Annotated in this window: 14 protein-coding genes and 2 pseudogenes; 4 read left to right on the top strand and 12 right to left on the bottom strand. The window is 69.7% G+C overall.

Annotated elements, in window-relative coordinates:
• Positions 1-162 precede the first annotated feature (162 nt).
• On the top strand, positions 163-3009 hold the full coding sequence (locus tag IPG65_RS11295) for a valine--tRNA ligase (protein WP_293189453.1): 2847 nt from the start codon (positions 163-165) through the stop codon (positions 3007-3009).
• 9 nt (positions 3010-3018) lie between these two features.
• On the opposite strand, the gene IPG65_RS11290 is transcribed toward IPG65_RS11295, so the two are convergent.
• Positions 3019-3978, bottom strand: a complete 960-nt coding sequence (locus tag IPG65_RS11290) for an NAD(P)-dependent oxidoreductase (RefSeq protein ID WP_293189451.1) — start codon at positions 3976-3978, stop codon at positions 3019-3021.
• An 84-nt stretch (positions 3979-4062) separates the two neighbouring features.
• Here IPG65_RS11290 and galU point away from each other — a divergent pair, with 84 nt between their 5' ends.
• Positions 4063-4950: a UTP--glucose-1-phosphate uridylyltransferase GalU gene (gene galU, locus IPG65_RS11285; RefSeq protein ID WP_293189449.1), complete on the top strand. Its 888-nt coding sequence runs from the start codon at positions 4063-4065 to the stop codon at positions 4948-4950.
• Between the two features lie 6 nt (positions 4951-4956).
• Here the strand turns inward: galU and IPG65_RS11280 are convergent, their stop codons facing one another.
• From IPG65_RS11280 to IPG65_RS11250, 7 genes are all read right to left on the bottom strand, one after another.
• Positions 4957-5184, bottom strand: a complete 228-nt coding sequence (locus tag IPG65_RS11280) for a sulfurtransferase TusA family protein (RefSeq protein WP_293189447.1) — start codon at positions 5182-5184, stop codon at positions 4957-4959.
• 14 nt (positions 5185-5198) lie between these two features.
• Positions 5199-5747: an NUDIX hydrolase gene (locus tag IPG65_RS11275; protein WP_293189445.1), complete on the bottom strand. Its 549-nt coding sequence runs from the start codon at positions 5745-5747 to the stop codon at positions 5199-5201.
• A 73-nt stretch (positions 5748-5820) separates the two neighbouring features.
• The gene (cysM, locus tag IPG65_RS11270; RefSeq protein WP_293189443.1) at positions 5821-6723 is read right to left on the bottom strand and encodes a cysteine synthase CysM; all 903 of its coding nucleotides are present in this window, start codon (positions 6721-6723) and stop codon (positions 5821-5823) included.
• A 690-nt stretch (positions 6724-7413) separates the two neighbouring features.
• On the bottom strand, positions 7414-7791 hold the full coding sequence (locus IPG65_RS11265; RefSeq protein ID WP_293189441.1) for a bacteriocin: 378 nt from the start codon (positions 7789-7791) through the stop codon (positions 7414-7416).
• A 121-nt stretch (positions 7792-7912) separates the two neighbouring features.
• A complete protein-coding gene (locus IPG65_RS11260; RefSeq protein WP_293189439.1) occupies positions 7913-9280 on the bottom strand; it encodes an amino acid permease in 1368 nt (455 codons plus the stop codon).
• Positions 9277-10236 carry a methyltransferase domain-containing protein gene (locus IPG65_RS11255; RefSeq protein WP_293189437.1) on the bottom strand — a complete coding sequence of 320 codons (960 nt, stop codon included), beginning with the start codon at positions 10234-10236 and terminating at the stop codon, positions 9277-9279. Before IPG65_RS11255 ends, IPG65_RS11260 begins: the two co-directional genes overlap by 4 nt.
• Before the next feature lie 135 nt (positions 10237-10371).
• On the bottom strand, positions 10372-11295 hold the full coding sequence (locus tag IPG65_RS11250) for an NAD-dependent epimerase/dehydratase family protein (protein WP_293189435.1): 924 nt from the start codon (positions 11293-11295) through the stop codon (positions 10372-10374).
• Between the two features lie 50 nt (positions 11296-11345).
• Between IPG65_RS11250 and IPG65_RS11245 the strand changes: the two genes are divergently transcribed.
• The gene (locus IPG65_RS11245) at positions 11346-12389 is read left to right on the top strand and encodes a CDP-6-deoxy-delta-3,4-glucoseen reductase (protein WP_293189433.1); all 1044 of its coding nucleotides are present in this window, start codon (positions 11346-11348) and stop codon (positions 12387-12389) included.
• A gap of 76 nt (positions 12390-12465) precedes the next feature.
• A pseudogene (locus IPG65_RS11240) lies at positions 12466-13438 on the top strand (tripartite tricarboxylate transporter substrate binding protein).
• An 82-nt stretch (positions 13439-13520) separates the two neighbouring features.
• Here the strand turns inward: IPG65_RS11240 and IPG65_RS11235 are convergent.
• The 4 genes and pseudogenes from IPG65_RS11235 to IPG65_RS11220 form a co-directional block, all read right to left on the bottom strand.
• The gene (locus IPG65_RS11235; protein WP_293189431.1) at positions 13521-14237 is read right to left on the bottom strand and encodes an ABC transporter ATP-binding protein; all 717 of its coding nucleotides are present in this window, start codon (positions 14235-14237) and stop codon (positions 13521-13523) included.
• Between the two features lie 19 nt (positions 14238-14256).
• Entirely contained in the window at positions 14257-15033 is a 777-nt protein-coding gene (locus tag IPG65_RS11230) for an ABC transporter ATP-binding protein (protein ID WP_293190073.1), read from the bottom strand.
• 141 nt (positions 15034-15174) lie between these two features.
• A pseudogene (locus tag IPG65_RS11225) lies at positions 15175-16239 on the bottom strand (ABC transporter ATP-binding protein); the annotation flags it as partial.
• A 19-nt stretch (positions 16240-16258) separates the two neighbouring features.
• Entirely contained in the window at positions 16259-17188 is a 930-nt protein-coding gene (locus IPG65_RS11220) for a branched-chain amino acid ABC transporter permease (protein WP_293189429.1), read from the bottom strand.
• Positions 17189-17250 lie beyond the last annotated feature (62 nt).

Below are 17250 nucleotides of genomic sequence, written 5' to 3'. Positions count from 1 at the left end.
AATAGCTATTGGCGCAATACCAGCACTGGCATTGGGCACTTTTCACCATCCATTCTCGGCAGGGCGCCGCCCCCGCTCCGCCCGGTGCGCAAAGCTAGAATTAAAAGTTTCGCGCCTGCGCCGCAGGCCCGCCCCCTTCCCCTGGCTCACGCCAAGCACGCCATGTCCGACTCCACCTCCCAGCCCCGCCTCGCGGCCCTGTCCAAATCGTTCGAGCCCACTGCCATCGAGGCGCAATGGGGCCCCGCATGGGAACGGCACGGCCTGGGGCGCGCCGGCTTTCGCGGCACGGGCCAGCCCGATGCCGGGGCGGCGGCGCGCGGCGAGAACTTCGCCATCCAGTTGCCGCCGCCCAACGTGACCGGCACGCTGCACATGGGCCACGCGTTCAACCAGACCATCATGGACAGCCTCACGCGCTACCACCGCATGCGGGGCTTCAACACCGCGTGGGTGCCGGGCACCGACCACGCCGGCATCGCCACGCAGATCGTGGTGGAGCGCCAGTTGCAGGAAAAAGGCCAGAGCCGCCACGACCTGGGCCGCAAGAACTTCGTCGCCCGCGTGTGGGAGTGGAAGGAAGCGTCGGGCAACACCATCACCAGCCAGATGCGCCGCCTGGGCGACACGGTGGACTGGAGCCGCGAGTACTTCACCATGGACGACAAGCTCTCCAGGGTGGTGACCGAGACCTTCGTGCGCCTGTACGAGCAGGGCCTGATCTACCGCGGCAAGCGCCTCGTCAACTGGGACCCGGAGCTCAAGAGCGCGGTGAGCGACCTGGAGGTGGAGAGCGAGGAGGAAGACGGCTTTCTCTGGCACATCGCCTACCCGCTGGAGGGCGGCTCGGGTGCGCTGACGGTGGCCACCACGCGGCCGGAAACCATGCTGGGCGACGTGGCCGTCATGGTCCATCCCGAGGACGAGCGTTACACGCACCTGATCGGCCAGCACGTGAAGCTGCCGCTGGTGGACCGGCTCATCCCCGTGATCGCCGACGACTACGTGGACCGCGCGTTCGGCACCGGCGTGGTCAAGGTCACGCCCGCGCACGACCACAACGACTACGCCGTGGGCCAGCGCCACGGCCTGCCGACCATCGGCGTGCTGGCGCTGGACGCCACCCTCAACGACAACGCACCGGAGAAATACCGCGGCCTGGACCGCTTCGCCGCGCGCAAGGCCGTGGTGGCCGACCTGCAGGCCGTGGGCGCCCTGGTCGAAACCAAGAAGCACAAGCTGATGGTGCCGCGCTGCGCCCGCACCGGGCAGGTCGTCGAGCCGATGCTCACCGACCAATGGTTCGTCGCCATGAGCAAGCCGGACGCGAGCGGAAAGTCCATCGCCCGGAAAGCCATCGATGCGGTGCAGTCCGGCCAGGTGCGTTTCGTGCCCGAGCAATGGGTCAACACCTACAACCAGTGGATGAACAACATCCAGGACTGGTGCATCTCGCGCCAGCTCTGGTGGGGCCACCAGATCCCGGCGTGGTACGACGAGGATGGCAAGGTGATCGTGGCCCGCAGCGAAGCCGAGGCCCAGGCCAAGGCCCCCGGCAAGACGCTGCGCCGCGACGAGGACGTGCTGGACACCTGGTACTCCTCCGCGCTGGTGCCCTTCAGTACCCTGGGCTGGCCCGACCAGGGCGACGCGCCCACGGATGACTACAACCTGTACCTGCCCAGCAGCGTGCTGGTCACCGGCCACGACATCATCTTCTTCTGGGTCGCCCGGATGATCATGATGACCACCCACTTCACCGGCCGCGTGCCCTTCCGCGACGTGTACATCCACGGCCTGGTGCTCGACGCGCACGGCAAGAAGATGAGCAAGTCGGAGGGCAACGTGCTCGACCCGGTCGACCTGATCGACGGCATTGCGCTGGAACCGCTGCTGGACAAGCGCACCACCGGCCTGCGCAAGCCCGAGACCGCGCCCAAGGTGCGCGAGGCGACGAAGAAGGAGTTTCCCGACGGCATCCCCGGCTACGGCGCCGACGCGCTGCGCTTCACCTTCGCCGCCATGGCCACGCTGGGCCGCGCCATCAACTTCGACAGCAAGCGCTGCGAGGGCTACCGCAACTTCTGCAACAAGCTGTGGAACGCCAGCCGCTTCGTGCTGATGAACTGCGAGGGCTTCGACTGTGGGGCCGATAGAGATACCGCCCTGGAGCGCTCCGCCGCCGACCGCTGGATCGTCAGCCGCCTGCAGAAAACCGAGGCGCAGGTGGCCAAGGGCTTCGCGGACTACCGCCTCGACCTCGTGGCGGGGGCGATCTACGACTTCGTCTGGAACGAGTACTGCGACTGGTACCTGGAAATCGCCAAGGTGCAGATCCAGACCGGCGACGCCGCCCGGCAGCGCGCCACGCGCCGCACGCTGGTGCGCGTGCTGGAAGCCATCCTGCGGCTGGCGCACCCGATCATCCCCTTCGTCACCGAGGCGCTGTGGCAGGCCGTGGCCCACGTCGCCGGCAAGACCGGCGATTCGGTGGCCGTGGCGCCCTACCCCGCCGCGCAGGCCGAGAACATCGACGAAGCGGCCGAAGCCCAGATCGCCCGGCTCAAGCAACTGGTGGACGCCTGCCGCAACCTGCGCGGCGAGATGGGCGTGTCGCCCGCGCAGCGCCTGCCGCTCTATGCGCTGGGCGACGGCGACTTCATCCAGGCCCACGCGGCGGTGCTGGGCGCGCTGGCCAAGCTGAGCGAGGTGAAGGTATTCGCCAGCGAAGACGAATGGGCCGCCGCCGCGCAGGCCGCGCCGGTCTCGGTGGTGGGCCCGGCGCGGCTGGCGCTGTTCATGGAGATCGACGTCGCCGCCGAAAAGGCGCGCCTGGCCAAGGAGGCCGCGCGGCTCGAAGGCGAACTGGCCAAGGCCCAGGGCAAGCTGGCCAACCAGGCCTTCGTCGCCAAGGCACCGCCCGCCGTCATCGAGCAGGAGAACCGGCGCCTGGCCGACTTCGGCGCCGCGCTGGAGAAGATCCGCGACCAACTCCGGCGCCTGGGCTGACCACGCCCGCTACGCGTGCCTCATCGGCACGCTGTCCGCGCCCAGCAGGCCACGCTGGCGCTGCTCCTCGCTCATCGCCAACGTCTCGTGCAGACGGTCGGCCAGGTACCAACTGCCGCGCAGGTGCGACTCCTGCGTGCGGGGCGCCAGGCGCGGCGTGATGCGCAGCGTGGGCAGGCCGCGCAGGGGGCAATCCGGCGCGGCCAGGCGTTCGTCGTCGCTGTCCATCAGGAAGGCGGCGATGCGGCCCGAGCGCAGCGCGGCCGCCAGGGCATCGAGGTCGAACAGCGAGGGACGGCTGATACTGGTCCACATCTGGCCGGGCTTGCAGGCGGCCAGCACGTGCTCGCCCACCAGGCTGCGGTAGCGCGAGGCGTAGATGGCCTGCATCGACACCGCGTCGGCGACTTTCAGCATGTCGGCCAAGGCCATGGGCTGCACGCCCAGGCGGCGCCACAACTCGGCGCCGCGGTGCACGGCCGGGTCGTAGCCCACCACGCGCGCGCCCAGCGGCACCAGCATGGTGGCCAGCAGGTGGGCCGGCGCCGACAGGCCGAACAGCCCGATCACGCTGTCGTTGATCTCCCGGCCCGACAGCGATTCCTCTTCCAGAAGCCGGCCGCCGCAGCGGAACAGGGTGAGCAGGCTGAACAGCAGATGCTCGGCGCTGGCCCGCACCGTGGCGCTGGAGGCCTGGACCACCCGCACGCGGCGGCACTGGCAGGCTTCGAAGTCGATATTCTCGGTGCCGTCGTGGATACGGCCCAGCACTGCCAGGCGGGGCGCGAAGTCGAGCAACTGGCGGTTGACCTTGAGCCGGGGCGGCACCACCAGCGCATCGGTCTTGTACAGCCGCTGGTGCAACTGCGCCAGATCTTGCTGCAGCTCTGGCCGATAATCGACTTGGTGCCGAGCGGCCAGCCACTGGCGGGCGTCGGCGGCCAAGTCTTCGAGCAGCAGAATCTCCACGTTTCCCTCGCCGATCTTCGTCCAGCAGTGTTCACGGGTCGGCTGCTGGCTCGGCGGCACTTTACCATCCGCACCGCGACTTTCATGCAAGCTTCACGTCAGGTTCATACCGCTGTTTTTCCGGTCGCGGGGCTCGGCACGCGCTTTCTGCCGGCCACCAAGGCCAGCCCGAAAGAGATGCTGCCCATCGTGGACAAACCCCTCATCCAGTACGCGGTGGAAGAAGCCTACGCCGCCGGCGTGCGCCACATGGTGTTCGTCACCGGCCGCAGCAAGCGCGCCATCGAGGACCACTTCGACACCGCCTACGAGTTGGAGAACGAACTGGAAGCCGCCGGCAAGCAGGCGCTGCTGGACGTGGTGCGCGCGGTACAGCCCGCCGACATGGACTGCACCTACGTGCGCCAGCCGCGCTCGCTGGGCCTGGGCCACGCGGTGCTGTGCGCCGCGCACATCGTGGGCGAGCACCCGTTCGCCGTGCTGCTGGCCGACGATCTGATGGTCGGCCCGCCGGGCGGGCAGCCGGTGCTGGCGCAGATGGTCGAGGCCTTCGCGTCGCTGGGCCGCTCGGTGCTGGCGGTGCAGGAGGTGCCGCCCGACCAGGTCAGGCGCTACGGCATCGTGGCCGGCACGCCGGCGGGCGAGCGCCTGATCGGCATCGAGCGCATCGTCGAGAAGCCCGACCCCGGCCAGGCGCCCTCGCGCATGGGCGTGGCCGGGCGCTACGTGCTCACGCCGCGCATCTTCGAGGAACTGCGCCAACAGCGGCCGGGCGCGGGCGGCGAGATCCAGCTCACCGACGCCATCGCGCGGCTGATGGCCAAGGAGCACGTCTACGCCTACCAGTACAGCGGCAAGCGCTACGATTGTGGTAGCAAGGAAGGTTTCCTGCAGGCCACCGTCGAGCTGGGCCTGCAGCACCCGGAGATGGGTGCGCCGTTCCGCGAATACCTGAAGACGCTGGCGCTCTGAGCGGCCTCAACGCCGCCGCAGCACGTGGACGAATTCATCGCCCACGGCCTGCTGGTCGACCAGCGCGTTGCCGGTCTGCTTGGCGAAGGCCTGGAAGTCGCGCACCGAGCCGGCGTCGGTGCACAGCACCTTCAGCAACTCGCCGCTGTGCAGCTCGGACAGCGCCTTCTTGGCCTTGAGAATGGGCAGCGGGCAGTTGAGCCCGCGCGCGTCGACTTCTTTCGCAATGTCCATGCGGGAATTGTCGGTCAATCGAGCCCGCGCCGCCGCTCGGCGTTTTCCTCGGGCGTGAAGTACACCGGCTCGTGCCCGCGCGAGCGCAGCCAGTCCGCCAGCGCATGGCCCGTGCCGGCCGGCCAGCAGCGCAGGTCAGGCAAGTCATAGAGCCGGTAGTCCACCAATTCGGGCGACAGCCGCACCTCGCCCTCGGCCACCACGTGGTAGGCGATGATGACCTGGTTCATGCGCTGGAAGTCGTACACGCCCACCAGGTTCAGCGCGCGCACGTCGAGGTTGGTCTCCTCCTTGACCTCGCGCGCGATGCCCTCCTGCGGCGTCTCGCCCGCCTCCATGAAGCCGGTGATGAGCGCGAACATCTTGCTCGGCCAGGCCGCGTTGCGCGCCAGCAGCACCCGGCCACCGACCTCGACGATGGCCGCCAGCACGGGCACCGGGTTGTTCCAGTGGGTGAAGCCGCAGGCCGGGCAGCGTAGGCGCTCGACGGCGCCGCCGTCCTCCTCCTGCGCGATCATGGCCAGCGGCGTGGCGCAGGCGGGGCAGTAGTTCCAGGCGTTCAAACGCTATCCTTATTATAGCTATCGATGCAATATCGGAGCCGGCTCCAGGCCGATTTCTCTTAAAAACGAGATATCAGGCCGGGAACACGCCGGTGGACAGGTAGCGGTCGCCCCGGTCGCAGACGACGAACGCGATGGTGGCGCCCTGCTCGCGCGCGGCGATCTGCTGCGCCACCCAGACCGCGCCGCCGGAGGAGATGCCGCCGAAGATGCCCTCCTCGCGCGCCAGGCGCCGCGCCATCTCCTCGGCGTCGCCCTGATCGACCAGCACCAGCTCATCAACCGCCGTGGGGTCGTAGATCTTCGGCAGGTATTCCTCGGGCCACTTGCGGATGCCCGGGATGCGCGAGCCCTCCGCCGGCTGCGCACCGACGATGCGCACCTGCGGGTTCTTCTCCTTCAGGAAGCGCGACACGCCCGTGATGGTGCCCGTGGTGCCCATGGCCGACACGAAGTGCGTGATGTGCCCGCCGGTCTGCTCCCACAGCTCGGGGCCGGTGGTCTCGTAGTGGATGCGGGGGTTGTCGGGGTTGGCGAACTGGTCCAGCACGCGGCCCTTGCCCTGCGACACCAGCTTGTCGGCCAGGTCGCGCGCATACTCCATGCCGCCGGAGCGCGGAGTCAGGATCAGCTCGGCGCCGAACGCCTTCATGGTCTGCGCGCGCTCGACCGACAGGTCCTCCGGCATGATCAGCACCATGCGGTAGCCCTTGATGGCCGCCGCCATGGCCAGCGCGATGCCGGTGTTGCCCGAGGTGGCCTCGATCAGCGTGTCACCCGGCTTGATCTCGCCGCGCTCCTCGGCGCGCTGGATCATCGACAGCGCCGGCCGGTCTTTCACCGAGCCCGCGGGGTTGTTGCCTTCCAGCTTGGCCAGCACCACGTTGCCGCGCGCGGCGTTGTCCTGCGCGCCCACGCGCTGCAGCCGCACCAGCGGCGTGCGGCCGATGGCGTCTTCGATCGTCGGGTAGTTCATGCACCGCACTGTGCCATAATTTCTGGCTTGCTCTCGCGCCGCCCGGGTGGCGAAATCGGTAGACGCAGCAGACTCAAAAATAGGGACTTCTACGTATACCGGGTCTTCAGCGATCACTCGCCAGGCCGCGCCAGCCAATGGTTTGCAGGGAAATCAAGAAGCCAGTCCAAAAGCTCGCTTTTTGTATCAGGGGCCAGCTAGGAGCCAGACCGTTTCGGGATGGGTCGTAGCGGGCCGTAGTGAGTAGTACAGGAAAGTTGCGTTCTAGCCCGAGTGGTGAAATTGGTAGACGCAGGGGACTCAGACCTAATTTGAGCCTTCTCGGGGAAACCCTTGAAGTGAAGCCCGTCAAACTCGGCGAAGGCCCTGAACGCAAGTTCGAGCTAATACCGAGCCAAGCCCTTGAGTCGAAAGGCTCCTGGGAAGGTGTAGAGAGCAGACGGCGGGCACCTACGGCCGCAAGGCTATGGTGAAGGCGTGCTCCAGCCCACGAACGCCGTTTCTTCGGAGACGGCGGCGGCGAAAGCCGAAGTGGGAAGAAAATCCCCCGCCGCAAGGCGTGCCGGTTCGATTCCGGCCTCGGGCACCACCCCAGGTGGACATGCAGGCAAACGCTACGCTCCTCGCTGGCATGCGGCAGTGCTTTCCCGCACGACGCCCGCACCCCAATCCCGCACACCCTCTGAAGATTCAGCCCTTCCCGTCGCCGCGGGCGGGGCGCTCGTCCGCGGATGGCGAGTCAGCGCCAAAGGGGTCCTCCGTGTCCATCAACTCCCCCGCGGCGGCGCCACCCAGCGCGCCGGCGACCACGCCCACGGTGCCGCCGACCAGCACGCCGACCGGGCCTGCGACCGCCATGCCCACGGCGGCGCCCGTGGCCGCGCCGACCAGGGCGCCGCCGCCGGTGAACACCGACTTCGATTCACGCTCCCGCTCCTCGGGGGCAAGGGGAAACTGGGCCTCGGGCGCCGGGTCCTGCGAAGGCACCCCGTGGCCTGGGCGCGCCTGTTCGGCCAGGTCCGGGTCGATGGATGTGTCGCTCGGCTGTTGCGTGGTGAGGGGTTTCATGGGCTCTCCTTGAGCATGGACGATGGGCGGGCAGAACACCTTCCCGCACCTTCGTTTTAACGCCGACCCCAGCCCGCCCCTGCCCTCCAGCGGAGCGTTCAGCTGTAGGAGACCCGTCCTTCTATCCGCGCGCGCCAGCGCCCTCCCGCGCCGCCAGCCACGGCAACCCCAGCGCGCCGATGGCCAGCACGCCCACCCCGGCCAGCGCGCCGGCCTTCACGTAGGCGAGGGACGACCACAGCATGTACAGGCACACGGCGGCGAACGCGATGGGCAGCAGCGGGTACAGCGGCACCTTGAACGGGCGCGGCGCCCGCGGCTCGCGCACGCGCAGCACGATCAGCGCGACGGCGCACAGGAAGAAAAAGCTCCAGAACACCGGCGCCGTGTAGTCCACCATGGCCTGGAAGCCCCCGCGCAGACTGGCGCCGAAGACCACCAGCGCCAGCGCGAACGCCGACTGCGCGTACAGCGCCACGGCCGGCACGCCCCGGTCGGCCCGCCAGCGCCCCAGCACGCGCAGCGCGGGCCAGTCGCGCCCCACCGCGAAGCTGGTGCGCGCGCCGACGATCATGGTGGCGTTGATCGAGGTCAGCGCGGCGACGGCCACCATCAGCGCCACCAGCGTCTCGCCCGCGCGGCCGAAGGCCCGGCCCAGCAGGTCGGCCGCCACCGCCTCGCTGGCGGCCATGCCCTCCAGCCCCAGGCCGTAGACGTAGGCCAGGTTGACCAGCAGGTACAGCGCGGTGATGAGCGCGATGCTGATCACCAGCGCGTGCAGCATGCCGCGGCGCGAGCCGCGCAGTTCGGCGCTGAGGTAGGCGGCCTCGTTCCAGCCGCCGTAAGTGAGCAGCACGAACACCATCGCCAGCCCCAGCATCGACAGGCTGGGCGCGCCCGCCGGGGGCACGGCCGCCGTGGCGGCGGGCATGGCGTGGCCGGGGTCCAGCCACAGCCACAGGCCGGCCGCCGCCACCAGCACCAGCCCCAGCACCTCGGCCAGGGTGAGCCAGCTTTGCGTGCCCGCGCTGGCGCGGATGCCGCGCGCATTCAGCCCCGTGAGCACCACGATGGCCAGCCCGCCCCATGCCGCCGAGCCGTGCGCGCCCAGCGGCACGAGGGTGCCCATGTAGTCGCCGAAGACGAAGGCCAGCAGTGCGATCGACCCCGTGGTGATGACCGCGAAGCGCGCCCACGCGAACAGGAAGGCCACGCGCCGCCCGTAGGCCCGGTGCAGGAAGTGGTAGTCGCCGCCGGCGTGCGGCCAGGCGGCCGCCAGCTCCGCGTAGCACAGCGCGCCGATCAGCGAGACCAGCCCGCCCGCCGCCCAGGCGGCCAGCATCCAGCCGGTGGAGCCGGTGAACTGCGCCACCAGCGACGGCGCCTTGAAGATGCCGGCGCCGATGACGATGCCGACGATGATCGCGACCGCCTCGCGCAGCCGCAGCGTGGGTTGCGGCTGCGCGGCGTCGCCGTCGGCGTCGTTCATTCGCTGGACAGCCGTTCCGCCTCGTTCTCCGGCGCGGGGCCGGCCCCTTCGATGGGCGGCATGTCGCCGGTGCGCAGCGCGCTGAACGGCGCGCGCGTGCCCGCCGTCAGGTCGTGCACCGTGCCGGCGATGCGGTTGCCGGCCACCCGGCCCTCGAAGCGGCGCAGGTGCCCCGCCTCGTCGATGAAGCCGAAGCGCACCTGCTCGCCCGCCACCCTGGCTTCGCGCAAGCCGGTCTCGAAGTCCTTGAAGGCGACGGTGCCGCTCAAGTCCTGGAACGCCTGGCGCAACGACATCCGCACGGTGGACCGGCCGCCGGCATGCGGAAAGCTCAGGTCCCAGTCGCCGCCGGCGTTGGCGGGCACCAGCCACAGATGCACCGACGCGGCGCCGACGCGCGAGGTCTCGTCCGGGCGCCAGAGGCCCATGCGGAACTCGTGCGACACCACGCGCGTGCCGGGCCGCAGCGCCATGATGCGGGGCCGCAGCCGCAGGTTCAAGTGCGGCAGCAGGTACATGGTCACCACCGTGGCGCGCGAGAAGTCGGACTCGAAGATGTCCGCCTTCTCGAAGCGCGCGCGCGCCGCCACCTGGGCCTGCTGGGCATGGAGGCGCGACAGCTCGACCAGGTCGGTGTTGTATTCGATCCCCAGTCCCCGCGCGCCCTCGCGCGCGGCGGCGATGACGATCTTGCCGTCGCCCGAGCCGAGGTCGATCACGTAGTCCTCCGGCGTCACCTGCGCCAGGCGCAGCATGCGCGTGACCAGCGCGTCGGGCGAGGGAATCCAGATCACGTCCTTGCCGGCCTGGCCGCGCGTCGGCGCGTAGGTGCCGGCCGGGGGCTGCTGCGCCCGCGGCACCGGCGAGGCCAGCAAGCCCCCCAGGGCCAGGGCGCCGGTGCCGGCCAGGAAGGCGCGGCGCGGCGACGGCGACGGCGGTGGTTCGATGCGGATCATGGGGTCTCGTCCTTTCGGAGGGATGGGGCCGCGCCACGGCGCGATCGACAAGCGCGCAAGCCTAGCGGCACCGGCCCTGCGACGGCAAGACCCGCCGCTTTACCCGACACGGAAGGACGCCCTTTGCGGCCGACTTCAGGATAGCAACCCCGTCGCTGGCGTGGCGTGGCGCAGCCGCAGCCGCAGCTCCTGCTTCAGGCGCCGGTTGTCGAGCCGGCGCGACTCACTCATGAAGGACAGCCGCAGCGGCGACAGTTGCTCGCGCGCCTCGGCGCGGCCGATGCGCGGCAGGCGCGGCAGGCCGTACAGGTCGGCCGCCAGGTCGAAGTACTCGCCCATCCGCCACTGGCTGTCGTCGCTGGCGTGGTAGACGCGCTGCGGCGCCCCGCGCCACAGCGCCAGCACGCAGGCGCGCGCCAGGTCGTCGGCGTGGATGTGGTTGGTGAACACGTCGTCGGGCGCCGCCAGCACGGGGGTGCGCCGCAGCAGGCGCTCGCGCGGCGTGCCGCCTTCGCGGTCGGGCGCGTAGATGCCGGGGATGCGCAGGATGCTGGCGCGCGCGCCGGTGGCGCGGCCGAAGGCGCGCACGTGGCCTTCGGCCGCGACGCGGGCGCGGGCGCGGGCCGTCCGGGGGTTCACCGCGCGCGTCTCGCCGACCCACGCGCCGCCGCAGTCGCCGTACACGCCGCTGGTGGAGCCGTAGACCAGCGCCACCGGCGCGGCGCGGCGCGCCAGCGCGCGCAGCAGCGCCTGCGTGCGCGCGTCGCCCTCGCCCTGGCCGGGCGGCGGCGCGAGGTGGATCACGCGCGTGGCGATGCCCGCCAGCCGCCGCAGGCTGGCGGCGTCGTCCAGGTCGCCCGCCAGCGGCTGGATGCCACGCGCGCGCAGCCCGGCGGCGCGCGGAGGCTCGGTGGCACCGCGGACCAGGGCCAGCACGCGCACGCGCGGCGCCAGCAGGCGCGCCGCGCGCTGGCCCACGTCGCCACAGCCGACGATGAGCACGCGCGCGCGTCGAAAACGCGCCGGCAGCGCGCCGAGAGGGCTTTGGTTTGAGGGCAAAATCTTGGCTCCGATCAGGCGGCAGGGACCGCACGAGAATACCCAACCCCATGACCCACACCATCACCGTCGAGCCCAGCGGCCGCAGCTTCACGACCGAACCCGGCGAGCCCATGCTCACCGCCGGCATCCGCCAGGGCATCGGCCTGCCCTACGGCTGCAAGGACGGCGCCTGCGGCTCGTGCAAGTGCCGCAAGATCTCCGGCACCGTCGTCCACGGCCCGCACCAGGACAAGGCCCTCAGCGCCGAGGAAGAAGCCCAGGGCTACGTGCTGACCTGCTGCGGCACGGCCACCAGCGACGTGGTGCTGGAGTCGCGCCAGGTCACGCACGCGGGCGCCTTCCCGATCAAGAAGATGCCGGCGCGCGTGGCGCAGTTGGAGCGGCTGTCGCACGACGTCATGCGCATCAAGCTGCAGCTGCCGGCCAACGACGTGGTGCAGTACCACGCCGGCCAGTACGTCGAGTTCATCCTGCGCGATGGCGCGCGGCGCAGCTACAGCATGGCCAACGCGCCGCACACGCTGATCGAGAGCGGCGCGCCGATGGTCGACCTGCACGTGCGCCACATGCCGGGCGGCAAGTTCACCGACCACGTGTTCGGCGCCATGAAGGAAAAGGAGATCTTGCGCATCGAGGGCCCCTACGGCAGCTTCCACCTGCGCGACGATGCGCCCAACCCCATCGTCCTGCTGGCCTCCGGCACGGGCTTCGCGCCGATCAAGGCGATCATCGAGCACATGCAGTTCATGGGCATCACGCGCGACGCCGTGCTGTACTGGGGCGGCCGCCGTCCGCACGACCTGTACCTGGACGGCTGGGTGCTGGACAAGCTGGCCGAGATGCCGCACCTGAAGTACGTGCCCGTGATCTCCGACGCCCTGCCCGAGGACGGATGGCGCGGCCGCACCGGCTTCGTGCACCGCGCGGTGCTGGAGGACTTCGCCGACCTGTCGGGCCACCAGGTCTACGCCTGCGGCGCGCCCATCGTGGTCGATTCGGCGCGCCACGACTTCGTGCAGCAGGCCGGCCTGCCGGAGCACGAGTTCTACGCCGACGCCTTCACCAGCGAGGCGGACAAGGTGGCGGCGTGACCCGTTTACTCATCTTTCGATAGCTTATTCCGAAATATCCACGCGGGTTTCAGGCCAATTTCATTCAAAAATCACCATGCAACGACGTTCTCTCGTCACGGCCGCCCTGGCCCTGGCCGCCGCCGGCGGTGCCCTCGCGCAGGCGCCCGCCAAGCCCATCCGCCTGATCGTGCCCTACGCGCCCGGCGGCCCCATCGACGTGACCGCCCGCGCGCTGGCCGAGCGGGTGCAGGCGCCACTGGGCACCATCGTGGTCGAGAACAAGCCCGGCGCCGGCGGCAACATCGGCTCCGACATGGTGGCCAAGGCCGCGCCGGACGGCACCACCATCGGCATCGCCGCCGTGGCCACGCACGCCATCAACCCCTGGCTGTTCAGCCGCATGCCCTACGACGCGGGCAAGGACTTCGCTCCCCATCACGCAGATGGTGCGCGTGCCCAACGTGCTGGTGATGAACCAGGCCGCCGCCGCCGCGCGGCTGAAGATCGACAGCCTGGCCGATCTGATCACGTACGCCCGCAAGAACCCCGGCAAGCTCAACTACGGCTCCGGCGGCAACGGCTCGGCCGGCCACTTGGCGGGCGAGATGTTCAAGCAGGGCGCGGGCATCTTCGCCGTGCACATCCCCTACAACGGCGGCAACCCGGCGCAACTGGCGCTGCTGTCCGGCCAGGTGGACTTCAACATCGACAACCTGGCCACCGCCGCCGCCAACATCAAGTCCGGCAAGCTGAAGGCCCTGGCCGTGACCAGCGCCAGGCGCTCGGCGCTGATGCCCAAGGTGCCGGCCATGGCCGAGACCCTCCCCGGCTTCGAGGTGGACACCTGGTGGGGCCTGGTGGCGCCGGCCGGCACGCCGCGGGACGTGGTCGACCGGCTGAACGCCGCCTTCACCGCCGCGCTGAAGGCGCCCGAGACGCAGCAGCGCTTCGCCCTGCTCATGGCCGAGCCGGTGCCGACCACGCCAGAGCAGTTCGGCCAGTTCATGGCGCGCGAGCGGGCGCGCTATGAAGCGGTGGTCAAGCGGTCGGGCGCGAAGGTGGATTGACCGCTTCATCTTTCATAGCAACAAAGCAAAAAGCCACGCGGGCCCGCGTGGCTTTTTGCTTTGGAAAGAGTGCCGTGCTGCGTCACTCGCCCAGATAGGCGGCGCGCACGCGCGAGTCGGCCAGCAGGTCCTTGCCCGTGCCCGCCATGGTGATGAGGCCCGACTCCATGACGTAGCCGCGGTCGGCCAGGGCCAGCGCGCGGCTGGCGTTCTGCTCGACCAGCAGGACGGTGACGCCCTGGGCGTAGACGTCGCGCACGACCTCGAACACCTTGTCCACCATGATGGGCGACAGGCCCATCGACGGCTCGTCGAGCAGCAGCAGCTTGGGCCGGCTCATCAGCGCGCGGCCCATGGCCAGCATCTGCTGCTCACCGCCGGACATGGTGCCGGCGAGCTGATCCTTGCGCTCGCGCAGGCGCGGGAAGATGGCGAAGATGCGCTCCATGTCCTCGCCGATGCCCGCCTTGTCGCGGCGGATGTAGGCGCCCATCAGCAGGTTCTCGGCGATGGTCATGCGCGTGAACACGCCGCGCCCTTCCGGCACCATGGCCAGGCCCTGCTTGACCAGATCCCACGGGCCCTGGCCCTTGATGGACTTGCCCAGGTACTCGATGGTGCCGCCGGCCAGCGGCAGCGTGCCGGTGATGGCCTTCATGGTGGTGGTCTTGCCGGCGCCGTTGGAGCCGATCAGCGACACCAGCTCGCCCTCGCGCACCTCGAAGTCCACGCCCTTGACGGCCTGGATGCCGCCATAGGCCACCTGCAGGCCGGAAACCTTCAACAATGTCTGTGCCATGGTCGCCTTTGTCGTTGCGTCAGTGACCGCCGGTGCCCAGATAGGCTTCGATGACTTTCTCGTTCTTCTGCACCTCGGCCGGCGTGCCCTCGGCGATCTGCTTGCCGTAGTCGAGCACGGTGACGCGGTCGCACAGGCCCATCACCAGCTTCACGTCGTGCTCGATCAGCAAAATGGTGCGGTTGTCCTTGCGGATGCGGTCGATCAGCTCGCGCAGCATCACCTTCTCGGTGGCGTTCATGCCGGCGGCGGGCTCGTCCAGCGCGATCAATTGCGGGTCGGTGGCCAGCGCGCGGGCGATCTCCAGCCGGCGCTGGTCGCCGTAGGACAGCGTGCGCGAGCGGTAGTGCGCGTACTTGCCGATGCCGACGTAATCGAGCAGCTCCTGCGCGCGCTCGGCGATGGCGTCCTCCTCGGCCTTGAAGCCGCGGGTGCGGAAGATGGCGCCGAACACGCCCGAGCCGGTGCGGATGTGGCGGCCCACCATCACGTTCTCCAGCGCCGTCATCTCGGCGAACAGGCGGATGTTCTGGAAGGTGCGGGCGATGCCGGCCTTGGCCACCTCGTGCACGGCGGCGGGCTTGTAGGGCTTGCCGGCCAGCTCGAAGCTGCCGCTGTCGGGCGTGTACAGGCCCGTGATGACGTTGAAGAAGGTGGTCTTGCCGGCGCCATTGGGGCCGATCAGGCCGTAGACCTGGCCGCGCCGGATGGTCAGGCCCACGTCGGACAGGGCCTGCAGGCCGCCGAAGCGCTTGGACACGCCCTGGACGTTGAGAACGGTTTGCGCGTCGCTCATGGTGTGCGCCCTCCTCGCCCTACGGGTTGACCGAGAACTGGCGGTTCTCGGTGGTGCCGGGACGGCGTCGCCGGGGAAGTCGATGCCCGGCGGATTCTGCTGCGCCGACGTGGGCATCGCCTTGCCGCCGAAGCCGCGCCGCGCCTTGCCGTGCTCGGGCGAGGGCCACAGCCCGCGCGGGCGCAGCAGCATGATGACGATCATGGCCAGCGCGATCAGCAACTGGCGCAGGATGGCCGAGTCCAGCCGCCCGTCGGTCATGGCCTGCAGCGGCCCGGCGACGTAGCGCAGCACCTCGGGCAGCGCGGCCAGCAGCACGGCGCCCAGGATCACGCCCGGCAGGTGGCCGATGCCGCCCAGCACCACCATGGCGACGATCATCACCGACTCCATCAGGCTGAACGATTCCGGCGACACGAAGCCCTGAAAGGCGCCGAACATCACGCCCGACACGCCGCCGAACGAGGCGCCCATGCCGAAGGCCAGCAGCTTGAGGTTGCGCGTGTTCAGGCCCATGGCCTTGGCGGCGATCTCGTCCTCGCGGATGGCCATCCAGGCGCGGCCCACGCGCGAGTCCTGCAGCCGCTGGCAGATGACCACGGTGAAGAGCACCAGCACCAGGAACAGGTAGTAGTACAGCGTGACCGAGGCGATCTCGAAGCCGCCGACGTCCACCTTCTTGCCCAGGTCCAGCCCGAGGATCTTGACCGAGTCGATCTGGCTCACGCCCTTGGGGCCGTTGGTGATGTTGTACGGGTGGTCCAGGTTGTTCAGGAAGATGCGGATGATCTCGCCGAAGCCCAGCGTGACGATGGCCAGGTAGTCGCCGCGCAGCTTGAGCGTGGGCGCGCCCAGCAGCACGCCCACCACGCCGGCCAGCGCCAGCGCCAGCGGGATCACCAGCCACAGCGAGGTGTGGAAGCCCGTGGGGAACATCGCCGCCAGCGCCGGGAAGGTGGAGGTCAGGTGCGGCGAGGCCAGCAGCGCGTACATGTAGGCGCCGACGGCGAAGAAGGCCACGTAGCCCAGGTCCAGCAGGCCGGCGTAGCCCACCACGATGTTCAGGCCCAGCGCCAGCATCACGTACAGCAGGGCGATGTCGGCGATGCGCACCCAGGCATTGCCGAACTGCTGCAGGATGAGCGGCAGCACCAGCAGGCCGATGCCGCACAGCACGAAGGCGATCAGTTTGCTTTTTTGCGTCATGTCGCGGTCCTCCCGTGCGTCAGGCCCGGTCCGCCACGCGCTCGCCCAGCAGGCCGGAGGGCCGCAGCGTGAGGATGACGATCAGGACGATGAAGGCGAAGATGTCGGTGTAGTGGCTGCCCAGCAGGCCGCCCGTGAGGGAGCCGATGTAGCCCGAGCCGATGGCCTCGATCAGCCCCAGCAGGATGCCGCCCAGCACCGCGCCGCCCAGGTTGCCGATGCCGCCGAACACCGCCGCCGTGAAGGCCTTGAGCCCCGGCAGGAAGCCCATGGTGTGCTGCGCCGTGCCGTAGTTGGACGCGTACATCACGCCGGCGATGGCCGCCAGGATGGCGCCGATGATGAAGGTGGCGGAGATCACCACGTCGGGCTTGACGCCCATCAGCCCCGCCACGCGCGGGTTCTCGGCCGTGGCGCGCATGGCGCGGCCGATGCGGGTGTAGTGCACCAGGTACATCAGCACGGCCAGCGACACCGCGGTGACGCTCAGGATCATGATCTGCGTCGGCGTGATCACCGCGCCGCCGACGTTGAACGGCGCGCTGGGCAGCAGCGTGGGGAAGGGCTTGTAGTTGGGCTTCCAGATGATCATCGCCAGCGTCTGCAGCAGGATCGACATGCCGATGGCGGTGATCAGCGGCGCCAGGCGCGGGCTGTTGCGCAGCGGCCGGTAGGCCACCTTCTCGATCACGAAGTTGAGCGCGGCGGCCACCACGCAGGCGATGACCATGGCCAGGATCAGGATGAGCCAGCCGGGCGCGCCCGGCATGCCGGCCTGCATCAGCCCGATGGCCGACCAGGCGGTGAGCGCCCCCACCATCAGCACCTCGCCGTGGGCGAAGTTGATGAGCTGGATGATGCCGTACACCATCGTGTAGCCCAGCGCGATCAAGGCATACATGCTGCCCAGGACCAGACCGTTGATGATCTGCTGAAGCAAGACTTCCATAAATCCGTTCCTCCTGGGCCCGAGCCCGTTGTCGCCAGGCTGGCGTTGTCCACTGGCGCGCC

Source organism: Ottowia sp. (assembly GCF_016703145.1).
Lineage (GTDB): Bacteria > Pseudomonadota > Gammaproteobacteria > Burkholderiales > Burkholderiaceae_C > Ottowia.
Note: the sequence above shows the minus strand (reverse complement) of the source record. Positions and strands in the feature narration are given on the sequence as shown.